The following is a 15,066-nucleotide window of genomic DNA, read 5'->3' as shown; positions in this document are numbered from 1 at the left end:
GACGCGACACATCCAAAGGCTCTCTCAGCATTAAACTCAAGCGAGCTGGATGGGACGAGGCATTCTTATGCAGCGTTCTCAATGGGCTGTAAGAGGCATGATGCCAAACGCGATTGCCCTGCTTGCCGAGGTAGGGCATATGCACCATCGACAACAATGAAGACGAAGATACTAAATCCGTCCTGAGCTGTTCAAAAGATGTAATGAACATCCAGCTTTCCATGGTGACGAGCGCAGCATAACATTTCGGTGCAATTAGTGTCTGAGCCCGCTGTATGAAAGCTGCGAAAAGGTCCGTTTTTCCGTCAGGGAAGTTCTGTTGGAGGAATGCGGAGATTCCAGCATTGAGCCCTTTCGCACCAGCATACGGCGGGTTGGCCACCACCACGTGATACTTCGGCGACAGCGCCTCGGCCATGCGCAGCACGGAGACGACGCGCGCCTGCACTTCCTTAAGCAGCAGGTCGCCACCAAAGTCCCGCGCCGCCACCACCCGCAGCGCCTCTGCCGGGTCGCGCAGTTTTGGCACGATCAGCGAGCCGAAGTTCTTGGCTTGCTCGAACTGGCCCAGCGTCTCGCGCAGCTCATCGGTGAACAGATCCTTGCCCACCACGGCGGCCACGTCCTGCATCTCCGCCTCGGTAAAGGCCACGTTCTGCAACACGCAGATGTCGGGCTTCGCCTCCATCCGCAGGAACCGCCGCCGCCCCAGCTTGCCCGCCGCCTTCATCGCCAGTGCAAAGGCGGCAAGGGCCCCCGCGCGGTCGTCGATCTCGACCCCCGTCAGGTTGTGCGTCAGGATCAGCGCGGGAATCTCGGTCGCGTCATATCCCTCTTCCTCGTAGATGGCGTAGAGCAGGTCAAAGGCATAGGTCAGCATGTGCCCTGAGCCTGCGGCGGGATCGCAGATGCGGATGTCTTCGGGGCGGGCGATGCGCAGGAAGTCCGTCTCGGGCTCTTCGGGCGCGATGTAGTAGTCCATCCGCGCGGCCAGACGGCTTTGCGGCCGGTTCAGCAGCCAGAGTCGCCCCAGCGAGTTCTCCACCAGGTAGCGGACGATCCAGTGCGGCGTGAAGAGCTGCGTCGCGGCGGGGATGTTCTCGGCCGTGATCTTCTGGTTTTTCTTCAGCCCGGCAAAAACCTCGTCCTTCTTTTCAGAGATGTAGAATTGATAAAGCCAGCCGATGATCTCGACATCCTGACAAGCATCTGTGGTCATCACAGTTCGCATCTGGGCAAGGATCGAGGTCTGAGACAGCAGATCCTCGGGCATCAGCAGTTCGGTGTAGTCCGCGATCTTCTCGAACAGGAAGGGCATAGCCTTGTACCAGTGGTTACAAGCCGCGACCAATAACAAGCGATAGGCCTCGCTTTGTGCATCACTGCTCGCCCGACGCCCGTCCAGCAGAGCCGTTACCGCCTCACGCACATCCGCCGGTACAGTATCACCGATCTGGCCCGCCGCAGCCTCGGCCAGCATTTCAGGCCGGGTCTGCCCGTCCGCCGGAGACACCACCCCGATGTCGGTGAGATTATTGGCATCCATAAACCGCAGCGCCGAGAAGCGGTTGAACCATGTATAGGCCACCTTTTCGATCACCTGAGTTCGGTCGGTGCGGTTGATTTGGGATTCCAGATCTTTGACAGCCTGCGGGAATTCCCGACGTGCCGCACTGCTGTCGGCCAGAACCATATCCAGCTTAGCCGTGACCTGATCGATCAGCAAATTGCGGGCCGCCTGGGCGAACTTCTTCAGTGCACTGGTGTCCATCAAACGATTACCTTCTTGCCCTGATTGATTTCAGCCATCAGGGTTTTGCGCATTTCTTCGAGATATTGATCGACGTCCGAACTGTCCGCCAAATACGCCTTGTCGTATGTGGCTTTAAGCTGGGATGCGTTCACATAAGTGTCCGGCTTGGGTGTCGGCTGTGGCTTCGGTGGTGTCGAGTTGTCGCCTTCCCCCCCGGACGTAGGTGGCGCAGGTGGCGGGGGTGGTGGTGCACCGATACGAGCGACTTCGCTGAGCAGTTCGGACAACAAGCTTGAGCGGATCGCATGTGCCCGTTCCCGCAAGACGGCGATATGGGTGACAGCGCCAAGATCGTTTGCTTTTGCATTTATGCGGGCAAGGATGTTGTCCTGCTTGTCTTGGGTGAGACCCAGAAATTCAGGCACCTGTTCCAGCTTGGCGCGGCAATCTGCCAGTTCCGCTTCGACAGATTTCCGTTCTTCAACGACTTTCAACTCTACTTCGGTCTTTAAGTCACGGAGCTGCGTCTTGAGGTTTTGAATGGCCGGTCCCGCATAGCACTTTGGATCATCCAAAACCTCCCGCATGCCTTCGGCGATCTCTTGTCCGACATAAGCGAAATTGGCGTCTTGTTGGGCCAGAAACGTACGGACATCATCATAGATACCCTTTTGGGCCCCACTCATGAACTGACGGACCTTATCGAGAACATCCTCTTTGGCGTCGAGCAGTGTGTCTTCATCCTTGGCAAGCTCAGTCACGTACCATGCGGCCGGTTTGCCGGTGAGCGTGCTGACCTTGGTCTGAAGTCCGTTCAGAGCATTCAGGAAGGGGTAATTTCCAACTTGAGCCAGAAAACCGTTCAATTCTCCGGCCACCGATTGCAGACCTTCTGACCATTCATTGCCGACTGACTTGGCGTCATTGCCCTCTGGTGGGCGGTCAAAGAACTCTTTGTACATGTCTTTGAGTTTACGCACCTGAGCGCCTGTAAACTCAACCTGTGGCGTCATCAGAATATTGGCCAGCATGTTGCTGTTTTTCAGGCCTTTGACCAGCGCATCGCCTTCAAGCACTGTGCTGTCTGAGCGGGCTTCCAATTTGCCCTTTCCGACGAGGCTTGCGGTGACACACAGGACGGCGATTTCGGGCCAGCCAAAGGGCTTGGTGCCAAACCTGGACGCCAAGTCTTTGGCACTCACCCGAACCCCGAGACGGGCTTGGTTTTGAACATGGTTGAAGACTTCTTGCTCTGGCTCCGTAAGCCCGGCTCCACCTTCACCAAACAGATTTTGATCCGGAGAGGCTGCTTTGGTCAGATCACTTTCAGAGTATGACACCCCGCGCAACATCGTCAGGTTGACGTAAACTTTATCAACCAGGGTCTGAAATGCTTTGTTGATCCGGTCCTGAGGATCTTCAGTCGCAATATCGAGTTCGTCCCCACGCACAAACAAACGGGCTTCGGAGATCAGCTTGCGCAACCGTGTTTCCAGATCCTTGTAGCGCCGCCCGTTTTGTTCGCCTTTTTCAGAGACCAGACGGTCCCGTCCGGGTTGCGGCGCACCAGTCCGCGCTTGCTTTACGAACTTGTCCGTCTTCTTGAAAAGGTTCAGGTCCCGAATGAAGCGATCATCCTGCCTCAGAACAACTGCCAGCTCTTCGCGAGACATATTTTGCATGCGAACGGCCTCTGGGGATCCGGCTTCTTCACTGAACGGCGTGAACACATTGATCGAAAGCTCATAATCTCGACCGACCAGCATATCATCCAGCTTCCGGCTGAAAGCATAGTCATGTCCAGTGTCAAGATGTCTGATCTTGCGGGTCTTTATGATGGCATCGAAGATAAGCCCTTCAAGCTCCTTGGCAATTTCCGAATGGTCAACATCAAGGCCTTTGATTTCAGCCTCAACGTCTTTCTCTTCGTTGGTCAGGAACTCATAGACCTCACCATTGCGCTGGATCAGTGTATTGCGCTCAAGAGTGGCCAGCGCCTCTTCGATCTTGCGTTTTTGCCCCGCGAGATCCTGATCGAACTCTTCCAAAAGCAAGATCCCGATATTACGGACGGTTGGCTTGAACTCTTTGACGTACTTCACCAGGAACAAAGCTTTCAGGACCCTGACGGCATACGCATCATCAAGGTTTTTTTCTGCGATCTGAATGGATTGCTGCGCGGACGATTTGAGAGCACTGCGGATGCCCTCAAACATCAAATCGAAGGTCGCTATTTCTCCGACTTTGTTATCTGCCAGGTGCTTGGACACTTCCTGAAACACACCCAACATTGAGCGTTCACCGACTGAACTGTGCTTACCCTCAAAGGCATTGTGCTGCGACAGGCTCGACAGTGCCATTTGGAACAAAGTGTACTGATAAGGCGGGAACGGGTAGCTGGAGATGAACTTGTCCCGACCATCAAAATTCTTCAGCCGGATTGAACCGTCTGAGAAATCGAAAAGCGTCCTTAGGTTGTTCTCTTCATGATCGAAGAGGTTCCCCAAAACGACGACACCTTCGTCTGTTTTACTGAGCAGACGACGCTGAATGACCTCTGCGACATCAGCAGAGTTGAGCGGCATCCGGTTTGCAAAGCGCGCCTGGATCTTGGAAAAGTCGTTTTCCTGCTGAGCCGTCATGTCGCCGATCACAGACGCCATGTCCTGTTGCGCGGTGACAATGATCCACGCCTGCCCCTTGCACTTGGTGTTCAGGCTTTCTGCAATGGTTTGCAGATTGGTCATCAGTTTCACGTTGTCAGCTATGTACTGACCCACTTCGTCGACAAAGAAATTGAGCCGAAACCCTTTTTCCTGCGTGTCGATCCATGCCTTCACCGTGGCGGCGAAATCCTCGATAGATACCTTGTGATCCGTGCGATACTGGCTCAGAATATCCTGCGCATCACTTGCATCAGAACCGGTCGCTTCTGCATAAGCCGCTGCAATGTTGCGCTTTTCCATCAGCGCCTGCTCCCGGCCCCGCTCCCAGGGCTTTCCAGATATATCCTTAAAAGCACTCTTGAACGCGCCCAAAACACCGCGACTGTCCAGGTCCCGTTCAAATTGAGCGATGTGCGGCAGCTTGCCGAAGTAGCCACACATTTCATCAAAGACTTTTTGAAAGACCGACAAGAGTGCATCGATTTCCGTCTTTGAAATCACATCCGCCTTCTGATCAATATTAAATAGAATGCTCTTGGACGGGATCGAAACAGCTTTTCGCAGCCCACCTGCCAGTATGGGATTGCCGACGAGTTTGTCTGCGAAGATGTCAAAGGCTGGCGTGCCGTCAACGTCCCTGTTTTCCAACAAAAGAGCCAGCATCTTCAAAAGGTGAGACTTGCCCGACCCGAAGAAGCCCGAAATCCACACACCGTTTGACGTGTCGTAGTTGTTGTAGGCGTCTAGAAACTGCTCAAGCCGTTGAGAGATTTCCGACGTAATGACGTACTCTTCGAGTTCTGTCCGCAGACTGGCTTCATCATCGGCCTTGATGACCCCATCAATCGGACGGTCGACGGGTTTCGCAAAAATTTGGCGCAAAGCAGTCATGAAATTCAGACCTCGTAATTCAGAATGTTGAAGGCACGGTAGTACTTGTCGTCATGCAGCTGCCCGAAGAGATCGAGCGACGCCCCGCTGGCCAGCGCATGGGTGTAATTGCCAGGGAAGAACATTACCGTAGGTTTGTCTTTTGCAGTGCTCTGGAGATTGTTCAGCACATTGTGTGAGCGGATGATGGGATACACTTCCCCGACACCCGAGAGAAAAATCACGTCATGGCGTGCCGCCTCAATCGCTTCGCCAATTTTCGGGATCAGATGGGCCTGTGGATCAAGGACGCTTTGAAGCATCTCCGTCAGTTCGCCCTTGTTTTCATTGGGTTCAATTTCCAGAAGTTCATCAAGCATGTCGCGCTCTCGCAAGATGTCGAGCGCAAGATCATAAAGGCTCAAGTCCAACACGGTCACACCCGTATTTGCAAGCTGAGTGATCAGGCTTTGGCGATCCCGTTCAATTTCAAAACCATGCGCCGCGGGATACGGGCAGATAAAGAAGGGCACTTCGTTTCCAAGCCCCTGCTTCGTCAGAAATCGCTCGCTTGAAATCACCTTGAGCAAGTGATCAAAGCGTTCTTTCGCTGAAAATCGCGTTGTCAAATTTTCACTCCTCAAACCGTGACGCCGGGGAAAACGGCGAATTCAGTTGCGTTCGTTCTGCGAAACAGCTTTTCGAGCCGTGGGCTGACATAGGTTGTTTGTATTTTATTATCGTCAGAAATAATCGCCGCCTCCCGCATCATGCGAAACATCACCTGACGCAGCTTTTTGCGGGTGTTTTCATTGATAGAGTCCAAATGATCATCCCATTCCGCCTTGGCGTCGAAGAACTGGTCAAAACTTTCTAGAGGCAAATCCAAAAGATAGGAAAGGTGCCGTTCGCGTAAAACCTCAACCGCAAATTCTCGCACAAAGCGATATGCTCGACAGGCTGCCAACCACAGCAGCAGCTGTTGCTCATGCCGATCTGCCTCGTCTGTCAAAAAGGCTAGTTCTTCGCTGCTTAGCGTCGCCAGACGATTGCAGATTTCACGCAAGGTTCGCCGGTTCGAAGCAGACTTTGGCAGCGATGTCGTTTCGGCAACCATCGCTCGTTTGATCGTATCCTGCCAAGTTTCGCCCTGCTCATGCAGGCGAGCGACTTCCACGCTTTCATTTATGAAAAGGCCTCCTGTCGAAAATGACATGCGGTAATTGTCAGACTGTGTCATTTTCCCCCTCAAAGTCCTCAATCATAGTGTGTATTTCGTCGTCATCTTCAACCAGCAATATGTTCGCACTGTGGTCAATGATGCAGATCATGTCGCCGTAGATGGTTACCTTCTTCGGCGCGGAGGTCTTTTTCGATCTTGTTGAACGCGTTTTCGTACATCTGTTCCTGCTCAATTACTTATCCGCCAGCGTTCCACCTCAGGATGCAAAGAACAATGGCAGACCCTGCTTTAGCTATGGGTATGTTGGGCGGCGATGATTTGTCCCTGAAATGCTGCCACCTCGCGCGCGACTGTACGGTTCTTACGTCCGGTGTGCACAATTGCGACAACGATCAGGGCGGGGAAGAAGAAGATCAACCAGAACACCCAGCAGAACCAGTGAACGCCCGCAGCGTCGCGACTGACGGGCGCTTGGGCACGTTTCCCTTGCCTCTTGGCGCATCGGTTCACGTACCGCTTCGGTATAGTTGATCATCGAATGCACCGCGATGCCGAGACCCAAACAGCACAAGGCCAATGGTATACCGAGCGCAGGATCTACTGTGGCCATGATGCCAAAGATCAGGACGAGCGCACCACTGATGGTGAAGTTTAGAATGTTGAGAAAAGGTTTTATTGTAAGATCTCCATTCTCGTCGATTTGCGCAAAGTCATATAGTTTTTCACTTCGACGACGGCCTGTTCTGTCAGGCGGCCCCCTATCCAAACTCACAGGTCCAAGAAACTGATCCGGCTGATAAATTTATATATATGGTCGGGTTCACAACAAGAATTGTGATTTTGGGCCAAATTCTTTCGTTTTTCTGCCATCCAGCCATTTGACCAAGTCTGGTCCTCTAGCCTGAATAATTCATTAGCCGCGCGCAACGTGCCGTCACACGGGCGCGTTGCGGGGTGCCTTCTTTCTCGCACGCACGGGTGGTCGGCACCTGGATTTTGGCATCAGGCGCAGGGTTTGTTTGGTGATTTCTGGTTTCGGTTTCTGGGTTGGCGCGGCACATGTTTGCGTCATGTGGGGCTTGTGCGACAATCGCCGTGGCAAGAACACGGTCCACCGGCTCGACGGGCTGTTTCGGCAATCGGTCTACGGCCGGTTGGCAGGATACGGGGACGTCAATGACGCCGACCGTCTCGCGCTCGATCCCGTGATGCGCCAGGTTGTCGGTGGCCGTGCCGTCGATGCGCAGGCCGCATCCACGTCGCAGATGGGCCGGTTCTAGACCGAGGGACTGGCGACCGCAGAGAACTGGGCGGCTCTATCTGATCTGAACGGCCATTGGATCGACCAGTTTCATGATAGCAACGGGCTCATCCGGGCGAGCTGTTCCCCCGCATGGGTTTCATCGTCACCAACCCTAACGGAGAACATCCGTGGCCGCGCGGAGTCACTCGGCTATGACCTGCAATTATAGTATTATCAGCCGCGATCAGGACCGGATTGGTAAACCCGAACTGCGAAATGGAAAGCGAAATGGCCTCGACTTGCGTTTCGCTATGAGTGCGCACGTTTTGCGCGTAAGGAATGAGGTCCTCGATCGGCCTAAACTCAATGCCAGTAGGCATTTGCGGCGTTTCCGGCGCTTTCACAGGACTCAGCCATGCGACCCCCAAAACGAAACGAAACCGTTTTTTTTCGGCACGCACAAATACATTTTTGCGCATAAGCACACCCTCACCCCGTCCCCCCAGCAGAAGGACCCAATGTTTTACACCACCCCACACCAAACAGGTGAAGGCGACAGTTGATCGGGCGTGTAGAGGCAAGTCTTGTTGAGGCACGAATGCAGCCCTGCTGATCCTATCCGGGCCCGCAGCACGACATGCCGATTGCTACGGCGGCCGTGCGGGCCTAACATTCTAGGATGTCAAACTTTTCATTGCTTTCCAGTTTGTCCCCTGATGTTGCCGATAGCCTGAAACGCGCTGCAGTCGCGCAAGAGCCACAGGTCATCGTACAGCGGCGCGCCTTCCACGCCTCGCCCGAACTGGGCTGGCAGGAAGTGGAGACGACATTTGCAATCGTCGCTGATTTGACGCAGGCCGGATACGATGTTGTATCAGGCCACGCGTTTCTTGGTGATAGCGTGAGGATGGGCATGAGCGCCGACCCGATCCCCGGCGAAGGCGATACGGGGTGCATCGCGCTTTTTGACACTGGCAGGCCCGGCCCAACGGTGTGCATGCGCGTGGACATTGACGCTCTGCCGATCACCGAAGCGGGCGGCAATCACGCCCCTTTTGCGCAAGGGTTTGCGTCGACAAGTACCGGTGTCATGCATTCGTGTGGCCATGACGGGCATGCCGCTATCGGGTTGGCAACGGCGCGCCTGTTGAAACCCTATCTGGACACTGGCCGGGGTCGGCTGAAAATTCTGTTCCAACCCGCCGAAGAAGGTGGGCGTGGGGGACGGGCTGTGGCCGAGGCGGGATGGATGGATGATGTGGATCTGTTCTTTGCCATTCATCTGGGGCTTGGGGTGCCATCAGACAGTGCGGCATTTGCTGTGCATGGGATTTTGGCCAACACCCGTTATGACGTGACGATGACGGGGCGCGCGTCCCATGCTGGCAAGACGCCGGAAGGCGGGCGCAATGCGCTGATCGCGGCATGCCAGGCTGTCCTCGGTTTGCAAACGATGGCGCAATCAAGCCAGCCCGGCATCCGTGTGAACGTCGGCATGATGCAGGCCGGGACGGCTGTGAACATCGTGCCGGATGAAGCGCGGTTCATTTTTGAAATGCGGGCGCAAGAGACCGAGGATCTTCAATCGTTGGAAGCCCGCTGTTGTGCATTGGTTGAGTCGATTGCGCAGGCGCATGGGGTCGAGTGTGAATTGTCTCAGGGCGGAGGGGCCGCGGGACATTCCAACCCCGCCACGCTCGCAAGCTGGGCCGAAGCTGTGAACACTGCAACCGGCGCATTCGCCAACCCTATGCCAGACTTCTTTTTTGGCGCAAGCGAGGATGCGGCGACGCTCGCGCGCAGGGTGCACCAGAGGGGCGGCATGGGCGGCATCTTCGTTCTGGGGGCGGATCTGGCGGACGATCATCACACCCCGAATTTCGACTTTGAAGAGGGCGCGTTAATCAAGTCTGTGTTGCTTTGTGCTGGGCTGATCGCAGCCGCTATGGAAGTACATCTCAATTGAGCACCGCTGCGGGTACGAAAGAGAAACGAGTGTGTACAAGAACCAGTCGGGCGATTTGACAAGAAGCATCATTCGGCGATGATGTACTTATGACAAATGCACAGCGCCCTGCGAAAACGCCGTCCCAACCATATCATCCTTACCCCGGACGCTATGATCAAATGGACTATCGCCGATGTGGCCGATCTGGGCTCAAGCTGCCCGCAATCAGCCTTGGGCTATGGCACAACTTCGGAGAAGATACCCCGCATCAGGTCAAACGCGATATGTGCGCAACGGCCTTTGATCTCGGCATCACTCATTTCGATCTGGCGAACAACTACGGTCCGCCCGCAGGTTCTGCGGAGGAAGCATTCGGTAAAATATTAGGTGCCGAATTTGCAGGCCATCGGGATGAACTGATAATATCGACAAAGGCAGGCTATGGAATGTGGCCCGGACCTTATGGCGAATGGGGGTCGCGAAAATACCTTGTCGCCTCTTGCGATCAATCGCTCAGGCGTATGGGCCTCGACTATGTTGATATCTTCTACTCCCACCGTTTTGACCCCGATACCCCATTGGAAGAAACGATGGGCGCGCTGGATTATATCGTGCGCTCCGGGCGCGCGCTGTATGTTGGAATCTCAAGCTACAATTCCCAGCGGACGCGCGAAGCGCTTGCAATCCTGAATGAACTGGGCACGCCATGCCTTATCCATCAACCATCGTACAACCTGCTCAACCGTTGGGTGGAGCATGATGGGCTTTTGGATACGTTGGATGAAATGGGAGTAGGCTCGATTGCTTTCACACCGTTAGCGCAAGGTATCCTGACCTCAAAATACCTGCACGGCATTCCGGAAGATAGCCGAGCAACCCAGGGCAAGTCCCTTTTAGAGGGGATGATCAACGAAAGGTCGCTGGCGAGTGTTCGGGCACTGAACGGGATGGCTGAAGCACGCGGCCAAACCTTGGCTCAGATGGCGCTGGCATGGGTGCTGCGGGGCGAACGGGTGACAACTGCACTCATCGGAGCGTCGAGACCTGAGCAGATCGTGGATTGTGCAGGGGCCGTCGCGAATCTGAACTTTACCGAAGCAGAACTGGCCAGGATCGACGAAATCAGTTCGGAAGAAGCAATCAATCTGTGGGCCCGATCTTCGGAAACCGAATGATGTGAGCGACACCTGCACAGGTGTTTTGCGAGCCAAGGGAGACCCCACGCCCGAGACAGGTGCTGTGCATACGAGCTGGCATGAACCGGGCTCACAGCGGGCATTGAACAAAAAACGCTTCACACCAAGATGCGGGCCGAACCCGCGAACCAACCTTGCACGTCAAAAACAGAGAGGAACAATCCATGAAAATCGAACGATTTCAGCTAGAAGATCAGATGGCACCGGTAAGTCACTATTGCCACTCAGTGAGAGCGGGCGATCTCATCTGGGTTTCAGGCATTGTGGGCATGACAAAAGACGGATTCATCCCCGAAAGCACTGCGGAACAATTCGATATTGCGCTCGCGGCCATGGATGCTTGCCTGCGAGCGGCTGGTGGACGGTCAGATACGGTGACAAAAGTTCAGGTTTTTCTAACCAATATTGCTGAAAGATCATTGATAAACCCGGCACGCGAAACGTATTTCGGAGAGCACAAACCAGCCTCAACGCTGGTCGAGGTATCAGCTCTTGTCGACCCGAGAATGACAGTCGAAATCGAATGCATGGGAATTGCAGCAAAATAGCAGTCGCCCTAATTGGCAAGCCTCTTTAATTTCGCCGACTATTTTCCACAACGCTTCTGCACGACGAGCGCGCCATACTGTATGTCCACACGCAGCTACCTAGCCCTAGTGTTCCCCACCTGACGCAAGATTCCCGATGCAAGCAGGGTATCGGACACGGGTCCGACATCCCTGATTGAAACTGTCAGAAGACGGCTTGGAGGCCAAAGCCAATCTCGATCCGGAGCGCAGCATTTGGTACTAAGGACGGTTTGCGGACCTTCGCCGCAATTGCGAAATCGAAAGGGCAGTGCAAAGAAAGCGGACGCTCGGGGAATCGACCGGCGCTCTAGCGAGCACCGGTCTTTCAAACAGGCCCGTTTAGCTAGACTGTTCTTCGTTACACTTACGTGCAGCCTCAATGGCTTTGAACGTGCCGTCGAGGCTCACATCGAACGTGTTTGCGTCTTCAGGATATACAGTCATGACGTATTTTTTCATGACATCATCAACAAAGTTGGGGTTATTAGCGAGGATGTAACCACCTTTATAACCATCAGCCAGACGTTTCTTTTGGGCGTTCGCATCACCGTAGTATTGCTTGCCGTCAAGCGACAGGTGAACCGTATTATTTTTCGGCTTTACATCGGCCTTGGTGAAGACACCAAGATATCCGAACTCATGATTTGAAGTCAGACCCATTTGCACAACATTCCCGTTGGCGTCGACGCGCTCAATCAGGCAGGTGCCACGGCTTTCGTCAACGAAAATGTTCCAGCCCTCGGCTTCACCCCATTTGGTAAATTCAGCGCCTTCTTTTGGCAGTACATCGCCTGCATCGACCGCATAGCTTGCGGTGGCCGCGAGTGTGGCAAGTGCAGTGGCTGCCAGCAATTTTTTGAATGACATTTTTGATCTCCAGATTGGTTGGCTTCTATTCTGAGCCGGTGGACACGCTACTGGAGGTTTTACTGCAAGTAAAGAACGTACATCAAGATTTGCATCGAAAAGCCTCGTATTCGATCCGTTAAAAATTCCATCGGGCAAACTTGTTTTCAATTTTGCATATCTGGCTAAAAGCTATGAGACAGCAAGTCCCAGTCGAATTTTGTTCAGATCTCAGTTATGTCAGAACCATCACCACCTAAGATCATATTTTTAAAATGGGTTCGAAACGGACTTTCACCTGAAGCTTTAGCAGTTTTATTTTCGTAATTCTCAATATAAAAATTTGTATTCATAAATTGACTAATTTTTTCCACAACCCTTGATGGGTTTTCCCTTATTTCATCAAAAGTTACCTGCATGCTTCTATCAGGAACTTTTGTACTGAATACGTTTGAAACACCATTATAGATTCTTAAGTATTTCATGATCTCCACAGCATCATAAGAATAGTAATTCTCATTATTATATTCTTTTATAAAAACTTCTGATGCTACATCTAATATGTTCCTATTTAAAAAAATAAAATAGCAATCCTCAAGGCAATCGTGTATAAAGTCTAGATAAAATAGACTCGTAGGGTTGGTTGAAGTAGCTATTTTGTAACCCTTCTCTAATAAAATCTCCTCTTCTTCATAAAAAAAATCTTTGAAAGTAGTTTCTCTATTATTACTTAAATCTACGCCTAAGCCTCTAAGGCAACTTAAATTAATAGCTTCATATTTAGGAAGTACTTTTCGGCTCTTGGACAGGATCTGCTCCAGAGAAGATTTTCCTGATCTAGAGGATCCCAATATAAAGATTTTTTTTATGCGAATTTTAGCCAAAGGTTGAATCTTAGGCGACCATTTTCTTATTCTTTTATGGGAACGTTCATATTTGTCATTTAAATCTCCCAACTTGTCCGCAACCTCTTCATATTTTCTTATATTTGCTTCACAAAATTTGATAAATGCTGAATCGTAATTCTTACAATGCATTAAGTAGTTAGCTTTTAGAAATTGGAGGCTACTAGTCGATGATGCCATATCATCAATATTTCTTAAATATAATTCTACAAGATCTAGCGCTTTCTGACTTAGAGATGCAATTGGCAATTTAACTATGTTTTTGGCTGCTTCAGCATAATCAGGCTTGAGCTGCAGCGCCTGTTGATAGCTCATAATTGCCTCGTCCAGCTTGCCCTGATCTTTGAGAGCGATGCCCAAGTTATTGTAGGATGAGGCATAATCAGGCTTGAGCTCCAGCGCCTGTTGATAGGACGCGATCGCCTCGTCCAGCTTGCCTTGATCCTTGAGAGCGATGCCCATGTTATTGTAGGCTGAGGCATAATCAGGCTTGAGCTGCAGCGCCTGTTGATAGCTCGTAATTGCCTCGTCCAGCTTGCCCTGATCTTTGAGAGCGTTGCCCATGTTATTGTAGGCTGAGGCATAATCAGGCTTGAGCTGCAGCGCCTGTTGATAGCTCGTAATTGCCTTGTCCAGCTTGCCTTGATCCTTGAGAGCGGTGCCCATGTTATAGTAGGCGGCTGCATAATCAGGCTTGAGCTCCAGCGCCTGTTGATAGGACGCGATCGCCTCGTCCAGCTTGCCCTGGTCTTTGAGGGTGACGCCTAAATTATTATGCGCATCAGGATACTTGGGATTGATCTCAGACGCTCTACGAAATCCTTGCTCAGCCTTATCAAGTATACCGAGTGCTTTGTTGACCGCGCCCGAAAGATTCCAAAGCACAAATGAATTGGGATACTCTTGTGTAAGCCGCTTGGCTTGATCCGCTGCTTGTGTAAATTGCCTCTGATTATAGAGTGCGGTCAGTGCGTTTATCAGCTCTTGCGGCGGAATTTTGAGCCCCGTTTGAATAGGCTCCGGTGTGTTAAGGTTCGCAAGGGCTTGTTTGGCGCGCTTATTATTAGGAAACGCTGCTAGCACCGATTCATAAAGCGCCTTCGCTTGATCAAATTCACCTTTGTTAGCTTGAGACTTCGCTCGCAACAATGCTTGTTCAACGGTAAGTTTTGCCAAAACAGATCTCTCGCATTTTTTACCTCTTTTTATCCGACATTCCCCAAGTAGGTTGCCTTTTGACCTTAAGTTCGCCTGATTTTGCCTGCGGATCAAGCGTTACGTGCGGCGGACGGCGCGCCGCCCTCATCAGACCGCTCAGATGGGTCCGGATCGGGCCGCGAATGCGCGTAATCGGGGTCAAGTGGCCACGTTTTGCAGCACGCCGGACAGAGCCGATCCTGCTGGCGCTAATTGGCGCGACGCAACATTATCGGTCAAGAATCCATTGGAACTCCCAGACAGCCCTATTGAAGGAGAAGTGGACTGCGAATTCTACGCTCTGGATGCACCTCCCGTGTTCTTCGGACACTACAAGCGCACTGGACGGCCGCTGGTACCCGATGCCCCGAATGTCATGTGCCTAGATTACCCGGCCCACGCTTGCGCCTATCGCTGGAAAGGGGAGACCGAGCTATCCGCAGCAGGGATCGTGTTGATTTGATCGAGCGAAGCAAGAGAACGAGAAGAGATCATCAAAGGAATCTGAACATGAAACCACTTCCAAAACCGGGCAAAACCACACCACTTTCACGTCTAATTGAGGGGCGCATTATAGAACTGGGCCTGTCGGAGAAGACCTTTCTGGCGAATCTCGGTTACCGAAACTTCCCGAAGGGTCGTGAACGCTTGCTAAAATTCCGACAGGCCAAAGGGCTTCGTGGAATCAAG

General features: G+C 52.6%; 11 protein-coding genes and 1 pseudogene. 5 read left to right on the top strand and 7 right to left on the bottom strand.

The window, feature by feature from the left end; all coding sequences use genetic code 11:
- From pglX to LC354_RS21655, 4 genes are all read right to left on the bottom strand, one after another.
- On the bottom strand, positions 1 to 1,771 hold a 1,771-nt coding region (gene pglX / locus LC354_RS21670; protein ID WP_223427801.1), incomplete at its 3' end, for a BREX-1 system adenine-specific DNA-methyltransferase PglX.
- The gene (gene brxC, locus LC354_RS21665) at positions 1,771 to 5,310 is read right to left on the bottom strand and encodes a BREX system P-loop protein BrxC (protein ID WP_223427796.1); all 3,540 of its coding nucleotides are present in this window, start codon (positions 5,308 to 5,310) and stop codon (positions 1,771 to 1,773) included. The genes brxC and pglX, both read right to left, overlap by 1 nt.
- A 5-nt stretch (positions 5,311 to 5,315) precedes the next feature.
- The gene (locus LC354_RS21660) at positions 5,316 to 5,918 is read right to left on the bottom strand and encodes a DUF1788 domain-containing protein (RefSeq protein WP_223427794.1); all 603 of its coding nucleotides are present in this window, start codon (positions 5,916 to 5,918) and stop codon (positions 5,316 to 5,318) included.
- Between the two features lie 11 nt (positions 5,919 to 5,929).
- A complete protein-coding gene (locus LC354_RS21655) occupies positions 5,930 to 6,529 on the bottom strand; it encodes a DUF1819 family protein (RefSeq protein WP_223427792.1) in 600 nt (199 codons plus the stop codon).
- Positions 6,530 to 7,551: 1,022 nt separating this feature from the next.
- Here LC354_RS21655 and LC354_RS21650 point away from each other — a divergent pair.
- Positions 7,552 to 7,842, top strand: a pseudogene (locus tag LC354_RS21650) (transposase); the annotation flags it as partial.
- Here LC354_RS21650 and LC354_RS21645 read toward each other — a convergent pair.
- Positions 7,841 to 8,194, bottom strand: coding sequence for a hypothetical protein (locus tag LC354_RS21645; protein ID WP_449649485.1), 354 nt, complete (start codon positions 8,192 to 8,194; stop codon positions 7,841 to 7,843). The pseudogene LC354_RS21650 and the gene LC354_RS21645 overlap by 2 nt on opposite strands.
- A 227-nt stretch (positions 8,195 to 8,421) precedes the next feature.
- Here LC354_RS21645 and LC354_RS21640 point away from each other — a divergent pair, with 227 nt between their 5' ends.
- From LC354_RS21640 to LC354_RS21630, 3 genes are all read left to right on the top strand, one after another.
- Positions 8,422 to 9,681 (top strand): amidohydrolase, encoded by a 1,260-nt coding sequence (locus LC354_RS21640; protein ID WP_223427790.1) that lies wholly within the window; start codon positions 8,422 to 8,424, stop codon positions 9,679 to 9,681.
- A gap of 89 nt (positions 9,682 to 9,770) precedes the next feature.
- Positions 9,771 to 10,838, top strand: a complete 1,068-nt coding sequence (mgrA, locus tag LC354_RS21635; RefSeq protein ID WP_223427788.1) for an L-glyceraldehyde 3-phosphate reductase — start codon at positions 9,771 to 9,773, stop codon at positions 10,836 to 10,838.
- A gap of 185 nt (positions 10,839 to 11,023) precedes the next feature.
- Entirely contained in the window at positions 11,024 to 11,407 is a 384-nt protein-coding gene (locus LC354_RS21630; protein WP_223427787.1) for a RidA family protein, read from the top strand.
- A 360-nt stretch (positions 11,408 to 11,767) separates the two neighbouring features.
- On the opposite strand, the gene LC354_RS21625 is transcribed toward LC354_RS21630, so the two are convergent.
- Both LC354_RS21625 and LC354_RS21620 read right to left on the bottom strand, forming a co-directional pair.
- Entirely contained in the window at positions 11,768 to 12,295 is a 528-nt protein-coding gene (locus LC354_RS21625; protein WP_223427786.1) for a hypothetical protein, read from the bottom strand.
- Positions 12,296 to 12,498: 203 nt separating this feature from the next.
- A complete protein-coding gene (locus tag LC354_RS21620; RefSeq protein WP_223427785.1) occupies positions 12,499 to 14,355 on the bottom strand; it encodes a tetratricopeptide repeat protein in 1,857 nt (618 codons plus the stop codon).
- Between the two features lie 531 nt (positions 14,356 to 14,886).
- Between LC354_RS21620 and LC354_RS21615 the strand changes: the two genes are divergently transcribed.
- Positions 14,887 to 15,066 (top strand): hypothetical protein (locus LC354_RS21615; RefSeq protein WP_223427784.1); only part of this gene is annotated, 180 nt, incomplete at its 3' end.

This window comes from Tateyamaria pelophila (assembly GCF_019966495.1).
Classification (GTDB): Bacteria; Pseudomonadota; Alphaproteobacteria; order Rhodobacterales; family Rhodobacteraceae; genus Tateyamaria; species Tateyamaria pelophila.
Note: the sequence above shows the minus strand (reverse complement) of the source record. Positions and strands in the feature narration are given on the sequence as shown.

Excerpts from the sequence above, each read along its gene's own strand:
- mgrA (WP_223427788.1), top strand. The coding sequence starts at position 9,771 with ATGACAAATGCACAGCGCCCTGCGAAAACGCCGTCCCAACCATATCAT.
- LC354_RS21645 (WP_449649485.1), bottom strand. The coding sequence starts at position 8,194 with ATGCGCAAAAATGTATTTGTGCGTGCCGAAAAAAAACGGTTTCGTTTC.
- brxC (WP_223427796.1), bottom strand. The coding sequence starts at position 5,310 with ATGACTGCTTTGCGCCAAATTTTTGCGAAACCCGTCGACCGTCCGATT.
- LC354_RS21630 (WP_223427787.1), top strand. The coding sequence starts at position 11,024 with ATGAAAATCGAACGATTTCAGCTAGAAGATCAGATGGCACCGGTAAGT.
- LC354_RS21625 (WP_223427786.1), bottom strand. The coding sequence starts at position 12,295 with ATGTCATTCAAAAAATTGCTGGCAGCCACTGCACTTGCCACACTCGCG.
- LC354_RS21655 (WP_223427792.1), bottom strand. The coding sequence starts at position 6,529 with ATGACACAGTCTGACAATTACCGCATGTCATTTTCGACAGGAGGCCTT.